The 17,347-nt window shown below is 49.7% G+C and carries 16 protein-coding genes, 1 tRNA gene and 1 pseudogene; 14 read left to right on the top strand and 4 right to left on the bottom strand.

All coding sequences use genetic code 11. The features are described 5' to 3' along the window. Positions 1-338 precede the first annotated feature (338 nt). On the bottom strand, positions 339-962 hold the full coding sequence (locus FVF72_RS04045) for a cobalt-precorrin-7 (C(5))-methyltransferase (RefSeq protein WP_147671267.1): 624 nt from the start codon (positions 960-962) through the stop codon (positions 339-341). Between the two features lie 92 nt (positions 963-1,054). On the opposite strand from FVF72_RS04045, the gene FVF72_RS04040 reads away from it, so the two are divergent. The 4 genes from FVF72_RS04040 (at position 1,055) to FVF72_RS04025 (ending at position 6,541) form a co-directional block, all read left to right on the top strand. Further along, positions 1,055-2,245 (top strand): redox-regulated ATPase YchF, encoded by a 1,191-nt coding sequence (locus FVF72_RS04040; protein WP_147671266.1) that lies wholly within the window; start codon positions 1,055-1,057, stop codon positions 2,243-2,245. A 139-nt stretch (positions 2,246-2,384) separates the two neighbouring features. After that, a complete protein-coding gene (locus FVF72_RS04035) occupies positions 2,385-5,120 on the top strand; it encodes a cation-transporting P-type ATPase (protein WP_255503799.1) in 2,736 nt (911 codons plus the stop codon). Between the two features lie 118 nt (positions 5,121-5,238). Beyond that, on the top strand, positions 5,239-5,514 hold the full coding sequence (locus tag FVF72_RS04030; protein WP_147671265.1) for a hypothetical protein: 276 nt from the start codon (positions 5,239-5,241) through the stop codon (positions 5,512-5,514). A 16-nt stretch (positions 5,515-5,530) separates the two neighbouring features. Further along, a complete protein-coding gene (locus FVF72_RS04025; RefSeq protein ID WP_147671264.1) occupies positions 5,531-6,541 on the top strand; it encodes a TrkA family potassium uptake protein in 1,011 nt (336 codons plus the stop codon). 8 nt (positions 6,542-6,549) lie between these two features. On the opposite strand, the gene sfsA is transcribed toward FVF72_RS04025, so the two are convergent. Continuing rightward, complete coding sequence (sfsA, locus tag FVF72_RS04020; RefSeq protein WP_013294943.1) at positions 6,550-7,248, bottom strand: DNA/RNA nuclease SfsA; 699 nt, start codon at positions 7,246-7,248, stop codon at positions 6,550-6,552. Positions 7,249-7,440: 192 nt separating this feature from the next. Between sfsA and cfbD the strand changes: the two genes are divergently transcribed. From cfbD to FVF72_RS03975, 9 genes are all read left to right on the top strand, one after another. Further along, positions 7,441-8,520 carry a Ni-sirohydrochlorin a,c-diamide reductive cyclase catalytic subunit gene (gene cfbD, locus FVF72_RS04015; RefSeq protein ID WP_013294944.1) on the top strand — a complete coding sequence of 360 codons (1,080 nt, stop codon included), beginning with the start codon at positions 7,441-7,443 and terminating at the stop codon, positions 8,518-8,520. Further along, on the top strand, positions 8,521-9,525 hold the full coding sequence (locus FVF72_RS04010) for a sugar phosphate nucleotidyltransferase (RefSeq protein ID WP_013294945.1): 1,005 nt from the start codon (positions 8,521-8,523) through the stop codon (positions 9,523-9,525). A gap of 4 nt (positions 9,526-9,529) precedes the next feature. After that, on the top strand, positions 9,530-10,126 hold the full coding sequence (gene hisH / locus FVF72_RS04005; RefSeq protein WP_013294946.1) for an imidazole glycerol phosphate synthase subunit HisH: 597 nt from the start codon (positions 9,530-9,532) through the stop codon (positions 10,124-10,126). Positions 10,127-10,132: 6 nt separating this feature from the next. After that, positions 10,133-11,488 (top strand): AIR synthase-related protein, encoded by a 1,356-nt coding sequence (locus tag FVF72_RS04000; protein WP_013294947.1) that lies wholly within the window; start codon positions 10,133-10,135, stop codon positions 11,486-11,488. Positions 11,489-11,499: 11 nt separating this feature from the next. Then, positions 11,500-11,877 (top strand): hypothetical protein, encoded by a 378-nt coding sequence (locus tag FVF72_RS03995; RefSeq protein WP_013294948.1) that lies wholly within the window; start codon positions 11,500-11,502, stop codon positions 11,875-11,877. A 58-nt stretch (positions 11,878-11,935) separates the two neighbouring features. Then, a tRNA-Arg gene (locus FVF72_RS03990) sits at positions 11,936-12,007 on the top strand. A gap of 168 nt (positions 12,008-12,175) precedes the next feature. After that, complete coding sequence (gene ftsA / locus FVF72_RS03985) at positions 12,176-13,525, top strand: coenzyme F390 synthetase (RefSeq protein ID WP_048901157.1); 1,350 nt, start codon at positions 12,176-12,178, stop codon at positions 13,523-13,525. 44 nt (positions 13,526-13,569) lie between these two features. After that, positions 13,570-14,817, top strand: a complete 1,248-nt coding sequence (gene truD / locus FVF72_RS03980) for a tRNA pseudouridine(13) synthase TruD (RefSeq protein ID WP_013294950.1) — start codon at positions 13,570-13,572, stop codon at positions 14,815-14,817. Between the two features lie 19 nt (positions 14,818-14,836). Then, on the top strand, positions 14,837-15,241 hold the full coding sequence (locus FVF72_RS03975; protein WP_048901252.1) for a DUF126 domain-containing protein: 405 nt from the start codon (positions 14,837-14,839) through the stop codon (positions 15,239-15,241). Positions 15,242-15,264: 23 nt separating this feature from the next. Here FVF72_RS03975 and FVF72_RS03970 read toward each other — a convergent pair whose 3' ends face one another. Both FVF72_RS03970 and FVF72_RS09305 read right to left on the bottom strand, forming a co-directional pair. Continuing rightward, the gene (locus tag FVF72_RS03970; RefSeq protein WP_013294952.1) at positions 15,265-15,615 is read right to left on the bottom strand and encodes a DUF5518 domain-containing protein; all 351 of its coding nucleotides are present in this window, start codon (positions 15,613-15,615) and stop codon (positions 15,265-15,267) included. 233 nt (positions 15,616-15,848) lie between these two features. Continuing rightward, positions 15,849-16,031, bottom strand: a pseudogene (locus FVF72_RS09305) (class III signal peptide-containing protein); the annotation flags it as partial. An 85-nt stretch (positions 16,032-16,116) separates the two neighbouring features. On the opposite strand from FVF72_RS09305, the gene FVF72_RS03960 reads away from it, so the two are divergent. After that, positions 16,117-17,325, top strand: a complete 1,209-nt coding sequence (locus FVF72_RS03960; protein WP_147671263.1) for an amidohydrolase family protein — start codon at positions 16,117-16,119, stop codon at positions 17,323-17,325. Positions 17,326-17,347: the final 22 nt, after the last annotated feature.

Below are 17,347 nucleotides of genomic sequence, written 5' to 3'. Positions count from 1 at the left end.
GTTTAAAGTGCGAATTTTTGTTAAAAGAATACTTAAATGTATTATATGCTCATTATCATGATAAAAGGGAACTTATTTGATTTTTTCAAGAATTTAAGTCATCTTATCAGCTATTAAATAACTTTCTGACTGAAATCTGAATAAAATAGAGTTAGGGCGCGCTCTGACTTACTGGAGTACTCTGGTCTCAATGGATAGGTGTTTGAACTGTGGTGGGGGTACGGTTATCTGTGATCAGTAAGCGCAGAAAAGCTGCGGCCATTCTACACCAATATCAGTGTAGTGTCTGGTCCATTATAGCTAATTTTAAAAGATTCGGTTGGTAGAAGGTTCAATAATTAGAATACAACAATGACTGACATGTAACTGAATTCAGAGACCGCCACTTCCCTGAGTTTCAGTTTAACAACCCTTTCATCGGGATAGCTGAGCCTTTCACAGACAGCAGCACACCTTTCTGGATCCACACCATTTTCAATAAGGAACCGGGCGGTCTCAGAGGGAGTCCTTGATGGGAGAATTATTGTTGGCCTTCCGTTATCAATTATATCCACTATATTCTCCTCGCTGCGGCCGTGAAACGTGACTATATCAGCATCATCCCAGGGGATAAGGAGCCTTGCAGCGCATAGCTGGACGGAACTCACACCGGGAATGACCTGTACTTCAACATCAAGCTTCTTTTCTGATATTATCCTCTTAATGGGTTTCAGAACACCTGAAAACCCGGGGTCACCTGTTGAGAGCACCGAAACCCTACCTGAAACTGCAAGATCGGCTGCCATTTCAAGCTTTTCATCCATATCCCCAGCACTCAGCACGACAGCTTCATTCACATCGGGAAACAGTTCAAGGGCCCTTTTACTCCCAAATACAGTCTCAGAATCTTCCACAGCAGCAGCTGCGGCAGGTGTGATGTAATCAGATGAACCGGGACCTATCCCCACTATATAAAGCACCATGAGTATCCACAACCAGCGCATTCAGTTCAACTGGATCTTATTCAGGACCAACATATATAATTGTTCCATGACCATTTATTAATGTGGTAACAATGATTCAGATTGCAGTCACAGGAAAACCCAACGTTGGAAAATCATCCTTCTTCAATGCAGCCACACTCTCCGAGGCAGAGGTGGCATCATACCCATTCACCACAATCGACGCCAATCATGCAGTTGCCTATGCATCCTGCAGGTGCCCCTGCCAGGAGCTTGGAGTTCAGTGCAACCCCAAAAACTCACGATGCATTGATGGCACCAGACTGATCCCGGTGGAACTCATCGATGTGGCGGGTCTTGTCCCGGGGGCCCATGAGGGCAGGGGCCTTGGAAATAAGTTCCTGGATGATCTCAGACAGGCCAGGGCATTCCTGCATGTAATAGACGCATCGGGTTCGACAGACGAGGAGGGAAGGCCTGTTGAGCCAGGGAGCCATGACCCTCTGGAGGATGTGCAGTTCCTTGAGGAAGAAATAACCATGTGGCTCTATGGCATCCTTGAGAAGAACTGGGACCGACTTTTAAGGAAGGCAGCATCAGAGAAGCTTGATATGAATCGTATAATCCATGAACAGCTCTCAGGGACAGGGATAACTCCCGAGGATATCATCGAGGCATCAAGGAAGGTGGAGGCAGATATCTACTCATGGGGTAAGGATGAACTCCTGGAATTTCTCGATGAACTTCTCAGGATAGCGAAGCCCATGCTGATAGTTGCAAACAAGGCCGATATTCCAGTGGCGCGGAAAAACATTGAACGCCTCATGGATTCCTACCCCCATGTGGTGCCGGCATCTGCAGAGGCTGAACTTGCCCTCAGGAGGGCATCAGAGGCAGGGTTTATTAATTACACTCCAGGTGCAGGGGAATTTGAGATCATTGATGGATCAGGTCTCACCGACAGGCAGAGGGCGGCCCTTGATTATATCCGTGAAAACGTCCTGGAGGTCTATGGAAGCACTGGTGTCCAGGAGGCAATCAACAGGGCGGTATTTGATCTCCTGGACATGATAGTTGTCTTCCCGGTTGAGGATGAACACCACTTCACGGATCAGAGGGGCAACGTTCTCCCTGATGCACTCCTGGTGCCCCGTGGTTCAGGCCCCAGGGACCTCGCCTACCTGATACACACCGAGATAGGGGATTCATTCATGCACGCGGTGGATGCAAGGAAGGGGATGAGGGTTGCTGCGGACCATGAACTTGAGGATGGTGACATAATAAGCATAATATGCAGCAGATAGTATTACATAAGGTTAATAACATGGGTGGTTAGTTTCAAGTGTAAGTGGTGTGGTATTTACTGCCATGAATAGTATGCTGCAGGAAATCATGGTATTACTGAAAGTTATTAAATTGAGTGGTCAGTTTCAAGTGTAATTGATGGTGAGGACGATGGGGGGTATACATGAGCTTCATGAGGAAGAGGTTTTCAGGAGACTTGAGACGTCACCCTCTGGCCTTGACCCCCCGGAGGCTGAAAGACGCCTTAAGAAATATGGCCCCAACGAACTTGAGGAGGTCAGGGGTAAACCACACATACTTCTCTTTCTCTCCAACCTTTACAATGTCCTGGCCATCCTGCTCTGGGTATCAGCTGCCCTGTCACTCATCACAGGCAACACCCAGCTTGCAGTTGCGATTGTACTTGTAATAATCATAAACGCGGTCTTCAGTTTCTGGCAGGAATATGAGGCCGAGAAGGCTGCAGAGGCCCTAAGGGATATTCTGCCGGTTATGGTTAAGGTTCTGAGGGGTTCAGATGAAACTGTGATCCCGGCGGCTGAGGTGGTTCCCGGTGACCTCATCCTTCTGGAGGAGGGTGACACGGTCCCGGCAGATGCAAGGCTTGTTGAATCCAGCCAGCTTAAGATTGACGCATCCACACTCACAGGCGAATCAAAGCCTGTCAGAAAGGTATCCCATCCAGTTGAAAAATTCGATAATTATATAGACATCGATAACATCGTATTTGCAGGTACACAGGTGGTATCAGGGACAGGAAGGGCCATAGTATTTGCAACAGGAGGGGATACAGAATTCAGCAGGATAGCATCCCTGACACAGGAGGTAAGGGAGGAGAAAAGCCCCCTCCAGAGGCAGATATCCCGGGCTGCCAGTATCATAAGCATTCTGGCAGTTTCAATGGGCATCGTTCTTTTTGCAGTCAACCTCTACATTGTTAAACTCCCCCTCGAGACTGCGCTGATCTTTGCAATAGGGCTCATGGTTGCAAATGTACCTGAGGGCCTTCTACCAAGCGTAACACTGGCGCTTGCAGCATCAGCAAGGAAGATGGCCAGGGAGAACGCCCTTGTGAAGAGACTCTCCAGTGTAGAGACCCTGGGATCCACAACAATAATCTGTACAGATAAGACAGGGACCCTGACAAGGGGTGAGATGACAGTAAGAAAGATCTGGATACCCTACAGGGTCGTGGAGGTCACAGGTTCAGGATACAGGCCAGAGGGGGAATTCCTCTGCAATGGAAAACCCGTAACCCACCGGGAGGTAAGGGAGATAAGGCTCCTCATGAGGGCGGCGTCATTCTGCAACGATGCAAAACTTGTTAGAGACGAAAAGGGCTGGCACGTGATTGGGGACACAACAGAGGGCGCACTCCTCGTGGCCGCAGAGAAGATAGGCTTTGACCTTGAGGGTGAACTTGAAAGGATGCCCAGGGTAATGGAGCTCCCCTTTGATTCAAAGCGAAAGTCGATGACCTCCATCCATCAAAAATCAGGTAAAAGGGTGGCCTACGTCAAGGGGGCCCCAAAAAAGATAATAGATTTATCAGAGAGGATATCAGTGGATGGGAGGCCCAGACCGCTGGACGATGATGAAAAAAGGAAGATCATAGAGATACACGACAGAATGGCCTCTGAGGGTCTCAGGGTACTTGCATTCGCTTACAGGGAACTCCCGGAGGACCTTGAGAATTACACGCCAGAGAATGTTGAAAGGGAACTGACACTGGTTGGAATGGCTGCAATGCATGACCCGCCCAGGGAGGGTGTGAAGGAGGCTGTGAGGCAGTGCAGAACTGCAGGTATAAGGATAATAATGATAACCGGGGATTACGGTCTAACAGCCGCAGCCATAGCAAAGGAACTTGGAATCATAGAGGGCGACAGCTACAGGGTGATAAAGGGAAGGGAACTGGATGAAATGGAAGACCCTGAACTTTTAAGGATACTTTCTGAGGAGGAGAACATAATATTTGCCCGGGCAGTCCCTGAACACAAGATGAGGATAGCATCGGTCCTTGAGGGCGCCGAGGAGATAGTTGCAATGACAGGGGACGGTGTCAACGACGCTCCTGCCCTCAGAAAGGCAGATATTGGCGTTGCAATGGGTAGCGGCACCGACGTTGCAAAGGAGGCCGCTGACATAGTACTCGCCGACGACAACTTTGCAAGCATTGTAACTGCGGTGAGGGAGGGCAGAACGGTATATGAGAACATAAGAAAATTCATAACCTACATATTTTCACATGAAACCGCAGAGATAGTCCCATTTGTCCTTATGGTACTCTTTGGAATACCCCTACCCATAACAATAATGCAGATACTTGCAATAGACCTCGGTACCGATACACTACCCGCCCTTGCTCTGGGGAGATCTCCACCTGAATCTGATGTGATGCAGAGGCCACCAAGACCGGTTAGGGAGAGGCTACTTAACCTTGAGGTCCTCCTCAGGGGGTACCTGTTCACTGGATCCATTGAGGCATTTCTTGTGATGATGGCATACTTCCTTGTGCTTTCAGGAGGGGGATGGGTGCCAGGCCAGAGCCTCCCAGCAGATGACCCCCTCTACATGAGGGCCACAACTGTGGTCTTTGCAGGTATAGTGATGGCCCAGATGGGCAATCTCCTCTCATCACAGACCACCCGCTCCTCAGCACTGAAGGTGGGGCTTCTGAGGAACAGGTGGATACCCGCTGGCATGATATTTGCGGTTATTGTGATGCTGATGGTCATATACCTGCCCCCACTGCAGCCGGTTTTCGGGACACAGCCACTGAAACCGGTTGAATGGCTGATGATCATCCTCTTTGCGCCACTGGTTTTTCTTACAGATGAGGCGAGGAAGTTAATTCAGAGGAGGCTTGGGTGATCAGATATTTTTTCCTCAGAGATGAGAATGGGAACTTAATCATAATCTGGCTATCAGGACTCTTTCAGAAATTTTTTAATAATGCAAATTAGAAACGTATTGCAGAGGAGGTGCCTGAATGAGATGGATTGCACTTATGCTTTTGATGGTATTTCTTGCCGGCGCCCTTGAAGCATGCGCTGCATACGACTCAGATCCCATGAAACCCACAATCAAGAGGGGTGGATTCAGCGGATTTAAGAGTTCATCAAAGAGGCTCAAAACCGATCTTGACGATGATGATGACGATGATGGGGGCTCCGGCGGCTGGTGGCTGCTTGCAGCTATTGTAATTGTTCTGATTGTTGTGGTGGTTCTGGCATACATATTCTTCACAAGGCGCGGAACCCCATAAAGGCAGGGTAATGTAAATGGTGCTCATAGTTGAGATAATAAGGAAACACCTTCCACGGGTTATGAGGGTCCCGGCTGCGCGGATATTCCTCCTTGCAGCAGCTGTCATCGCCTACGGAACCCTTGGATTCCACTTCATTGAGGGTGAATCATGGACGGTCTCATTCTACTGGACCTTTGTAACCATAGGGACTGTGGGTTATGGAGACTACAGCCCATCAACACCACTGGGGATGTACTTCACCGTGACCCTCATAGTCCTGGGTATAGGGACATTTGCCATTGCAGTTGAGACACTCCTTGAATTCCTGATAAAGAGACAGCAGATGAGGCTTATGGGGCTGATAGACGTGGTTAAATCAAAACATGTGGTTATATGCGGGTGGAGTGAGAGCACACTCGAGTGTCTGAGGGAGCTCGGTGGAAGTGAGGTCTTTGTGCTCGCTGAGGATGAGGGTGTCAGGAAGACGGTCATCAAGAATGGTGCTAACTTTGTGCATGGAGACCCAACAAGGATATCTGACCTTGAAAAGGCCAATGTGAAGGGTGCGCGGGCGGTTATAGTGGACATGGGGTCTGATTCAGAGACCATACACTGCATACTGGGGATAAGGAAAATTGACTCCACTGTTAGGATAATAGCCGAGGCCGAACGCTATGAGAACATCGAGCAGATACGGATGGCCGGTGCCAACCAGGTAATCTCGCCATTTGTTATATCGGGCAGGCTTATGTCAAAAAGCATCGACGATGGCTATGAGGCCATGTTTGTACAGGACGTACTTGCAGAGGGATCCACAAGGAGGATGGTTGAGGTCCCGGTGCCCCCTGAAAGTCCCATTGAGGGCATTTCGGTCCTTGACGCGGACATCCATGAGAGGACTGGTGTGATAGTAATCGGCGTGGGTAGGGGCGATGAACTCATAATAGACCCACCCAGGGATTACGTATTCCAGAAGGGGGATATAATCCTGGGGATAGGGAAAAACCATGAGATAGATCGCCTGATGGAATACATCGGGTCATAATCACGGAATTACGGCCATATAACAGGTATCCGCCTTAGGGGCTCAACACGCACAGAATCGTCAAGAACAGTCCGGAAGGAATATGCTATCACATTCACACCTTTAGCATGGGCTTCTTTCAGTGCATATGAAAATTCAGGGTCCATTTCAATATTTGGTGAGAAATAACGTGAATTTTCACCAAAAACCAGGAAAAGGACGCTGCTTTTATAGCCAATGGAGAGCGCAGATGCAAGCTCCTCAAGATGCCTCCTACCCCTCACTGTGGGGGCATCAGGGAAGAGTGCCACCTCACCATTTACAAGGGTACAGCCCTTAACCTCAACAAGCATTTCTTCAGTTCCTGATGAGAGAAGGAAGTCAATTCTGCTTTTTCCGAATCTGTACTCCCTTTTTTTCACCCTGAAACCACGGAATTCGTCAACAAGGCCTGATTCTATTATGCTGGCTGCGATGTCACTGTGGAAACCGGAATTCACAAGGACCCACTCATCCCCCCTTCTGAGCGCTATGACATCAAACTCGGTTTTCCTTTCTTTTCCAGTGGCTTTCCTAACTATAACATCATTTCCAGGTATAAGAAGCTCCTTTAGTCTACCTGGATCCTTAAGGTGGGCCAGCCTCCTTTCACCACCCACATCAACAACCATGGTGAACCTGTTGGGTCTTTCAAGGTATATTCCCATCAGAGGGTTATCTATGATCATGGTAACCATCCTTATATACTAATTTGACTTAAATGAATATCAATCAGTCCATGGATATGAACTGTGGGGTGTGAGAACCCGCTGTGTTGATGGATATCAATCAGTCCATGGATATGAACTGTGGGGTGTGAGAACCCGCTGTGTTGATGGATATCAATCAGTCCATGGATATGAACTATGAGGTGAGAGAATTTGCATCCAAGACCCAGCCCAATAGCAGCATCACTTTACACACTCAGAGACCTCGATGCTGACGTTATAATTCTCCATGGCCCCCATGGGTGCTGCTTCAGAACAGGAAGGCTCCTTGAAACCGACGGGGTCAGGGTGCTGACCACTGCAATGTCAGAGCAGGACTTCATATTCGGGGCCTCGGATAAACTGGCAGAGACACTCAGAAAGGCCAATGAAATGTTTTCACCTGAACTTGTGGGTGTTGTTGGAACCTGCGCCAGCATGATAATAGGCGAGGACCTCAGGGAGGCGGTCCAGAGGGCAGACATACCTGCAAGGGTTCTAACGGTTGAATCCCATGGGGGATTCGGTGAGGGTGACAACACCGAGGGGGCCATAATAGTCCTTGAGGCGGCTGCAGAGCAGGGAATAATCCCTCATGAGGAGGCCGAGAGGCAGATAGAGATGCTCAGACTTGCAACTGAGATTGAGAAGACAAGGGGAATGGCACAGGGCGACTACATACGCCCCTCATATGGTGATGATAAGGATGAGGTGGCATTAAGGGTCATTGAGGCCATAAAGGATGGTGAAAGAGTTGCATTTGTGCTTAACGCCAAGAAGGAGACATCATATCTCTTTGCAGATCCTCTGAAACTTCCATTTCACTCAGTAAACCCTGATAACCACCCTCTTATAATCGCGAATCTTGACAGGAACACGGGTCTTCCAAGGATACGCAGACATGCAGTGAACATACTTGCGGAAATAGAGGATGCAGGCAACCGTGTTGATTACATAACAGGGGGCCTCGACGAATACCCGGTAACGGGTGAAAGGGCAGCGGAGATACTGAGGGATGAGAAAATAGAATTTGCAGTTGTATCCGGTGTTCCCCATGCCCTGCCTGTTGAGGAACTGGAACTGGAATCCGTAGCCGTTACAGACGGGCCGAGGCTCGTGGAACCACTAAGAAAGCTAGGATACACCCATGTGGTGGCTGAACTGGATGCACATGCAAGGACCCTGGGACAGAGCACTACCGTCGCATCAGACTTTGGAGATGCCCTGAGGCGAAACATTGAGAAGGTGATTTAATTGGCTGAAACCGTTGGAATGATACTCTGCGGAGGATTTGGAAAGAGACTGAGACCCTTAACCGAGAAGATACCCAAACCACTCATAGAAATAAAAGAGGGCTACACCATCCTGGATAAACAGCTCTTTGACCTCAAAAATGCAGGTATAAAGAAGACCTACCTCCTCACAGGGTTCCTTGGAGATAAGATAGAGGAGAGGTATGGTGATGAGTACAAGGGCCTTAAACTGGAATATGTGAGGGAGGAGAAACCCCTGGGAACACTCAACGCAATAAGGATTGGTATGGAGGCCATAGATGGAGATAAACAGTGCATAATACGTAACGGGGATGTGGTGGCAGACCTGAACATAAGGAAGATGATACACCTTGGGGAGATGTCCGATTACCCCCTCACTATCTTCATAACCAAGATGCAGTCACCCTATGGTATAGTGGAACTCAGCGGGGACAAGATAATCAGCTTCAGGGAAAAACCCCTCCTTGACTATTACATAAATGCAGGTGTGTACTTCTCCAAGGGGCAGCTGGACTTCGGGGACTTCGAGTCAGGTGATATTGAGAAAACACTCTTCCCGCTCATGGCCAGTGAAAACAAACTCGGCTACTACCGGGAGGACGGCCTCTTCTGGATGGCAATAGACACATCCAAGGAGCTGGAGGAGATACGCAAGGAGTACCGCAACAGGGAGGACAAGCCCTGGGGCTATGAGAAGGTACTCATAAACACGGAGAAGTACCTCACAAAGGAGTTATTTATAAGGGAGGGCTACAGGACATCCTTCCACTACCATGAGAAGAAGGATGAGACCATGTACATAATATCTGGCTCAGGGTACATCGAATTCCAGGACAGGAAGGAGTACTTCAGCAAGAACGACACCATCAGAATTGAGCCCGGTGAGAGGCATTCAATCGTGGCAATGGAGAACACGGTACTCCATGAGGTATCAACGCCACACCTTGATGACACCGTCAGGGTGAAGGACTACTATACCAGGTGATCCATTGATAGCCATCATAGATTATGGGAGCGGGAACCTCCGGAGCATTTCCAACGCCTTCAGGAAGATAGGGGCCGATGTTCAGGTAACATCAAGTCCAGAATCCATCAATGACTCAGACGCCTTTGTGCTTCCAGGGGTGGGGGCCTTTGGAAGTGCAATGGATAAACTTGAGAATTTAAGGGACCCAATAATCAGGAACATAGAGGATGGTAAACCCTTCCTGGGCATATGCCTGGGACTCCAGGTCCTCCTATCTGAGAGTCAGGAATCACCGGGTGTCAGGGGACTTGATGTGATACCCGGCAGGGTGGTGAGGATACCACCTGGAAATAAGGTGCCACATATGGGCTGGAACCAGCTGGTTTCCAGGAGGGACTCCCCACTCCTTGAAGGCGTGGAGGATGAGTACTTCTACTTTGTCCACTCATACCATGCAGAACCGGCAGACGACGTTGTGGCGGCAACAACCGAGTATGGTATTGAGATGACAGCGGCCATTGAGGCAGATAACGTATATGCAACCCAGTTCCACCCTGAAAAGAGCGGTGAGGCGGGACTGGATATCCTGAGAAACTTCAGGGAAATAATCAGGGGGTAAATTTTAATGGACATAGAGGGATTTGTAAGGCGCAACATAGACCACATGGACGAGGAATCCCTGCGAAGCATCTTGGCGGATCGTATACGGGAATTCAAGGATATAGACACCGAGAGGTCCCTGAGGATGGCTGATGCGGTGATATATGAGGTGAGAAATACACTGGGGACGGATGGCTTGGATGATGGATTGCGGGAGATAATATCATATCCCCTCGCCGGTGTTGGAATGGGCGAGATGGGTGTGGGATCCCGGGGAGAGGGGGACTTCTTTGTCCACAGGAAAATCGCTGATATAGTATCAAGCACAGAAACCGGGGCATTCATAAATCCCGAGGCCCAGGATGATGGCGGTGTTGTAAGGACAGACACCGATAAGGGGGAGGTCTACATAACAACCGCCGTTGATGGCATCCACTCCAGGCTCAGCGAGTACCCCTTCCTGGGGGGCTTCCATGTTACAAGGGCCGCCCTGAGGGATGTCTGCGTCATGGGATCCAGGCCAGTTGCACTCATAAGCGACCTGCACCTAGCAGATGATGGGGATGTTGGCAAACTCTTTGACTTCACAGCGGGTGTAGCGGCGGTCTCTGAACTGGTTGATGTACCTGTGGTTGCAGGGAGCACATTGAGGGTTGGTGGTGACATGGTCCTCGGTGACAGGCTCGTGAGTGCGGTGGGTGCCATTGGAGTTTCAGGGACACCCCCAACGGCTAGGAAGAGGGCCGAGCCAGGTGACGTTGTACTCCTTACAGAAGGCTCAGGAGGGGGTACCATCACAACAGCTGCCATCTACCATGGACTCTTTGATGTTGTATGGGAGACCCTTGATGTGAACTTCATAAGGGCATCCGGGGCCATAATGGAGGCAGGGCTCCTTGAGGTGATCCATGCAATGACCGATGTCACAAATGGCGGGCTCAGGGGCGATGCCCATGAGATATCATCAACCACCGGAGTGGGCCTTGAATTCGATGCCGAGGCTGTGAGGTCAATGGTAAACCCAAGGGTACTTGAAATGCTTGAGGATCTTGAAATTGACCCCCTGGGGGTGTCAATTGACTCCCTCATGATAATAGCACCTGAAGATGTCTCCAAGGATATCATAAGGGCAGTTGAAGGTGCAGGTGTCCCCATAGCCGAGGTGGGAAGGGTCACCGATTCAGGTGTTCCCCTCCTCATAGGGGATGGTGTGATGAAGGAGCTCAGACCCCTCTTCCGTGAGGCCGCCTACACACAGATAAAGAAGATGGTTGGTGACGAAACACCCCAGGACTTTGATGAGATGAAGAGGAAGGTTGAGGAGGCCGCAAGGAGGGCCATAGAGAAGAAGGACATGGTCGTTAAACTCATAGGGAAGTGAATGGTGTCCATATGGATGATGGGGGCTACATATCAACCCTGGACGCGGTCCTTGGACTTGCAGTGGTCTTCATACTGACGGCATCAGTTCTTAACACAGGCACAGCTCCTGTGGATGACACCCTGGAAGCTTCAGATGTCCTTGATGCAATGGCATCATACCCTGCAGATAAACCGCTGCTTGAGGAACTTGCAGAGTCCCCTAATTCCACACTGGCATCAGGGTTCCTCAACGGGACCCTTGAGGGGATGAACTACAATCTGACCATGGATAATGGTTCAGGAGAGGTTACAGTTGCCTCCCGCGGTTCAATGGGGGATGCAGAAGACATAGGTACCGCTGTGGCCTGCCGGGGCACTGTGATCTTCAGGCTTTATGTGTGGAGATGACTGCTGGCATGGAAAAATATTAATAGTTGATTGCCCAATCTTTTATTGATCTCATTTTGCCCTGATAGTGTAGCGGATATCACGTAGGACTGCGGATCCTATTACCCGGGTTCAAGTCCCGGTCAGGGCATCCATTTTCAGTTTTGAAGGGATTTAGGGGCCTTCAAATATTTCTCATCATGTCATGATGGTTCACTGACACTTTAACTGCAGTATGACTTCCCCATGATTCAGCATCATGAACACATTAAAACTTTATCCAATGCACTCCAATCTAATAACTGGAGGTGTGCTTGTCATGGGGAACTACTTCAACCCTGAAATAGAGACCATGGAACGGGAGGACCTGGACGCCCTCGTGGAGGAGAGGATAAGGTATACCGTGAGCTATGCCTACGAGAACTCCCCATTCTACAGTAAATGGTTCAGGAAAAACGGTATCAGGCCCTCAGACATAAGGAGCCATGAGGACCTCAGGGAGCTCCCGATAATAACCGGTGAAACCGTTAGGGAAAACCAGCCCCCTGAAAGGGATGACTTCGAATTCAGATGCGCCCCATTGGAGGACATATACACCATACATGAGACCAGCGGTACAAGCGGAAGGCCGAAGTCATTTTTCCTCACATGGGGGGACTGGCAGAGGTACGCCGAGAAGTACGCAAGGTCATTCGTGTCCCAGGGATTTGAGAGGGGTGACAGGGTGGTTGTATGTGCCTCCTATGGCATGAATGTGGGTGCAAATACCATGACCCTGGCAGCACAGAAGATAGGGATGACCATAATCCCTGAGGGCAAATGCACCTTTCCTGTGAGGATAATAGAGAGCTACCGTCCCACAGGTATAGTTGCAAGCATATTCAAACTGCTGAGGCTCGCGAGGCGCATGAAGGAACAGGGCCTTGATCCCAGGGAGTCAAGTATAAGGAGACTGGTTGCAGGCGGCGAAAGCTTCGCACCCGAATCAAGGGAGTACGTGGAGGAAGTATGGGGCGTTGAAGTCTACAACACCTATGGAAGCACCGAGGGAACCATGTGCGGAGAATGCCACATCAAGGAGGGCCTGCATGTCCCTGAGGACCTGGTGCACCTGGACGTCTATGATCCAGCCATGAGGGACTTTGTTGATGATGGGGAGTGCGGCAGAATAGTCCTCACAACCCTTCTTCCTGTCGGTGAGAAAACGGGGACCCTCCTCCTCAACTATGACACCGAGGACACCACGGTTGTAATCTCAAGGGATAGGTGCAAATGTGGAAGGACCCATATGAGGATAATGAACCCTGAAAGGGAGGCCGAGACCTTCTGGGTGGCAGGGCACCCCTTCAACAGGGTCGATGTTGAGGCAGCGGTGTTCCAGAGGGAGAATATGGATTATCTAACAGGTGAATACGAGGCCTTCCTCTATGGCGATGAGGATGAGGGGCCAATAACAATGAGGGTGTCACTGGAGTGTGAGGACCCTGAAAACTGTGCCATGGATATAGTAAGGGAGAACTTTATAAGGGCCTTCTTCAAATATAAGAGAGAACTCTACGAGGCATATACAGAGGGCATTTTTGAGATACTGTTCAACTTCACAGGTCCCGGGGAGCTTGAATTCTACAGGGTCAAGGGAAGACCAAAACGCATAGTTGATAGAAGATAACGCTGGATAGAATTCAATTTCAGCCTAGGCTTTGGGGTACAATCATGCTTAACGCAGAAACCTACGTCACATCAACAGAGGGGATCGGTGGAAGGATCCGGGTGCATAACAGGGACTTCCAGGTTGAGGAATTACCGCTCATGGAGCCAAGCGGAAGCGGGCCCAACACCTGGATATGGATGGAGAAGGAGGACAGAACAACCCTGGACGTCCTTCTGGACATTGCAAGGGAACTGCACCTGGACCGAAGGAGAATGGGATTCGCAGGGATGAAGGACAGGAACGCGGTAACCAGGCAGTGGATATGCGTCAGCAACACAGACCCCGAGGACGTTAAGGGAATAGAGGATAGAATAAGGAATGTCAGATTCCTCAAGGTCACATCCAATGAAAAAAAGCTCAGAATGGGCCAGCTAAGGGGTAACAGATTCAGGATTCTCATAAGGGGCCCTGAAGCTGATGACCCCCTTGAGAAGACCCGGGAGACCCTGGCTGAGCTTCAGGAGAAGGGTGTTCCAAATTACTATGGATGGCAGCGATTCGGAAGCCCCAGGGCAATCACACACCTCGTTGGCAGGGCACTGGTGCATGGTGATGTGAAGGGTGCGGTGGACACCTACATTGGAAACCCAATTGAGGGGGAATCCGAGCTTGTATCCCGGGCGAGACGGGCATATGATATGGGGGACCTTGAGGGTGCATATGAACTCATGCCGGCCTCCCTCAGGTATGAGAGGATGATGCTCAGGGTTCTCATCAGGGATCTCGGAAAGGGAGAACTCTCTGAAAAGTCCTATATAACCGCGGTACATGCACTTCCAAAGCCCCTCAAGAGGATGTTTGTCCATGCATACCAGTCCTACCTATTCAACAGGGTGGTCAGTGAGAGGGCGGCTCTTGGCATAAACAGCTACCTTGAGGGTGACATCATCATAGACAATGAGCAGCACATAATCCATGACCCGGATCCACGGGAGGTGGAGGAGATGATCATCAACTTTGAGGCACACCCAACAGCGCCACTCTACGGTAGCAAGGTGCCACTGGCAGATGGAAAACCCGGTGAGATCGAGAGGAGGATACTGGAGGAGGAGGGTGTTTCACTCCCTGACTTCAACTCCATAGAGGTCCCTAAGCTTGGGAGTCATGGCATGAGGAGGGCCATAAGGTTCAGGATATGGGATGTTTCGGCCGCCCTAAACCCTGAGGGAATCAAAGTGGAGTTTTCAATACCGAAGGGATGCTATGCAACCTCTGTTTTAAGGGAGATAATGAAGAAGGACGTTGCCTGAAGTGTTAGATCTTATGGAGATGGTTAATTTGGAGATCAGCTGCAGAATCATTTCAAGGGGAAGGGGAAAGGGTCCTGTGATCATTTCAGATAAGCCCCTGAGTTTCCTTGGCGGTGTTGACCCAGGGACAGGTACCGTTATTGACCCCCGGCACCCCCTGCACGGCAGAAGCATGAGCGGAAAGGTCCTTGTGATACCTGGTGGTAAGGGTTCAACGGTTGGATCCTATGTCATATTCCAGATGTCAAAGAATGGAACGGCGCCAGCAGCCATAATATGTTCAAATGCAGAGCCAATAATCGCCACTGGAGCCATAATGGCAGGGATACCCATGGTTGACAGGCCAGAGGCCGATCTTTTTCAAATCCTAGAAGATTCATTGGAGGTTGAGGTGGACGCGGTTGAGGGGAAAATCAGGGTCTAGGGGGTTACACCCACCATAGAGGATCATGATTCAATGGCGGATCTCAGGACGCTACCTGAAGCCCCGCCAAGTATCCCGAGACTTACATCCCCTGCAAGGGCGTAGATGAGTATTGAGAGGATGGCCGCATTCATTGACCCGGTTTTAAGGTAAACAATCAGGATATTTATCAATCCCACGGCGGCCCCCATGATGGCCCCATTGAGGGCACCGCCTGGATACTCACTATCTGCAATGTAACCACATACCACTGCCGCCACGATTATTGAGAGTATACCTGTGAATGATGGAATCACAAATCTGAATACGGGTCCAAGGGCTGCTGTTATTAATATGCCTGCAGCAACTGCCTTCCAGCTGAATCTCAATTCCATTACTGATCACCCACAGATAATTGAATTTGCAGCGATATATAATAGCAGGATGTATTCTGATGATGACTGTCCTGCTTCATCCTCAATCAATTTAACACCTATATTGTTGGGTTGGGTTCAACAGGTGGAACCACTGGTGGCTTTATGGGTTTGCCCGGTGGTTCTATGGGTTTTGGTTCTGGAACAGGCCCCGGGGATGTTGAATTATTTGCACCGGCATTTTTAGCTGCATCTGAGTCATTAATATTTTTTCTGACATCCCGAATATCCTGTGCAGAGTTCAGAGCGCTTCTCTGGAAGTATGACCTGTAAATCAGTATCGCCACAATTGAAATAATGATCACACCCCCAAATAGGAGGATGTACTCGGCTGCACCCTGCCCTTCTTCATCAACAAGGAATGAGATAAGACCCATAGTATCACCCCCTGTCATATATTAATAAGTTCCAATCAAAATATATAATTTTCTTGAGGTTCATATTATTATAACAGGTGTTCCAATGAGATTCGCGGTAAAGGGGGAACTTTTAGACCTTGAATCAGGGGATCATGAGAGAAGATACATTCTGATCGATAACGGAAAAATAGCGTCTGTTGAGAGACACGTAAAAGGCGTTGATGTGGTTGACGCCTCAGACAGCTTCATTCTACCGGGCTTCATAGACCTCCATGTGCATATCATGGAGGATGGATTCAGGGTGGAGAGCAAACTTGAGGATCCTCTCTCACTCTACTTCTACAGGGCACTTGAGAACATGAGGAAAACACTCCATGCGGGTGTTACAACGGTAAGGGATGCAGGACTAGCTGATCTGGGCGTCAGAATGGCATCTGAAGCCCACATGATCCAGTCACCCCGCATGCAGATAAGTGTCACGCCCCTATCGGTTACTGGAGGACACTTTGACTTCCACACCCGCTCGGGAATGAACATTGAGCGAACATACCCCGGTCTTCCCTCAAGTATCTGTGATGGTGTCTCTGATGTGCGGAAAAAGACCCGTGAGGTCCTCAGGGCAGGCGCAGATGTTGTGAAGGTCATGGCAACCGGTGGTGTCATGAGCAGCACCGACTCTCCATTGGACACACAGTTCACGGTTAAGGAACTTGCTGCGGCGGTGGAGGAGGCATCATTCAGAGGAAAAAGGGTGATGGTCCATGCACATGGACTTCAGGGGATAAGGAACTCCCTGAGGGCGGGTGTGCATTCTGTTGAACATGGTACATACATCGATGGAAGAACAGCAGCTGAGATGTCTGAAAGGGGTGTCTACCTTGTACCAACATTCCTTGTGACCCGCATTAACTGCAGAAGGGCAATGCGCGGTGAAATCCCTGAATACAGCAGAAAGGACGCCATTGAAGTCGCCAGGGTCCACAGGGACAACATGGAAACAGCCCACGAAAAGGGGGTTAGGATGGTCATGGGAACCGATTCAGGGGTTATTGAACATGGCAGGAATCTCATGGAACTCTCTTATCTCACAGAAATCGGAATGGAGCCACTGGAAGCATTGAGGGCTGGAACTGTGCATGCAGCAGAGTGCATGGGTTGGAAAGACCGTATAGGAACTTTGGATAGGGGTAAAATCGCGGATATTGTTATAACCGGTGTCGATCCGGTGGATGAGATTGAAAAACTTTCAGACCCCGGGAATATTCAGTGGGTTATACGGGATGGTATGATCTACAGGTCCCCGGACGACTGATATCTGCTTACTGTGAAGGTGT

Source organism: Methanothermobacter sp. KEPCO-1 (genome assembly GCF_008033705.1).
In the GTDB taxonomy this organism is placed as follows: Archaea; Methanobacteriota; Methanobacteria; order Methanobacteriales; family Methanothermobacteraceae; genus Methanothermobacter; species Methanothermobacter marburgensis.
Note: the sequence above shows the minus strand (reverse complement) of the source record. Positions and strands in the feature narration are given on the sequence as shown.

Excerpts from the sequence above, each read along its gene's own strand:
- FVF72_RS04045 (WP_147671267.1), bottom strand. The coding sequence starts at position 962 with ATGGTGCTTTATATAGTGGGGATAGGTCCCGGTTCATCTGATTACATC.
- FVF72_RS04040 (WP_147671266.1), top strand. The coding sequence starts at position 1,055 with ATGATTCAGATTGCAGTCACAGGAAAACCCAACGTTGGAAAATCATCC.
- FVF72_RS04035 (WP_255503799.1), top strand. The coding sequence starts at position 2,385 with ATGGTGAGGACGATGGGGGGTATACATGAGCTTCATGAGGAAGAGGTT.
- FVF72_RS04030 (WP_147671265.1), top strand. The coding sequence starts at position 5,239 with ATGAGATGGATTGCACTTATGCTTTTGATGGTATTTCTTGCCGGCGCC.
- FVF72_RS04025 (WP_147671264.1), top strand. The coding sequence starts at position 5,531 with ATGGTGCTCATAGTTGAGATAATAAGGAAACACCTTCCACGGGTTATG.
- sfsA (WP_013294943.1), bottom strand. The coding sequence starts at position 7,248 with ATGATCATAGATAACCCTCTGATGGGAATATACCTTGAAAGACCCAAC.
- FVF72_RS04000 (WP_013294947.1), top strand. The coding sequence starts at position 10,133 with ATGGACATAGAGGGATTTGTAAGGCGCAACATAGACCACATGGACGAG.
- FVF72_RS03995 (WP_013294948.1), top strand. The coding sequence starts at position 11,500 with ATGGATGATGGGGGCTACATATCAACCCTGGACGCGGTCCTTGGACTT.
- ftsA (WP_048901157.1), top strand. The coding sequence starts at position 12,176 with ATGGGGAACTACTTCAACCCTGAAATAGAGACCATGGAACGGGAGGAC.
- truD (WP_013294950.1), top strand. The coding sequence starts at position 13,570 with ATGCTTAACGCAGAAACCTACGTCACATCAACAGAGGGGATCGGTGGA.
- FVF72_RS03975 (WP_048901252.1), top strand. The coding sequence starts at position 14,837 with ATGGTTAATTTGGAGATCAGCTGCAGAATCATTTCAAGGGGAAGGGGA.
- FVF72_RS03970 (WP_013294952.1), bottom strand. The coding sequence starts at position 15,615 with ATGGAATTGAGATTCAGCTGGAAGGCAGTTGCTGCAGGCATATTAATA.
- FVF72_RS03960 (WP_147671263.1), top strand. The coding sequence starts at position 16,117 with ATGAGATTCGCGGTAAAGGGGGAACTTTTAGACCTTGAATCAGGGGAT.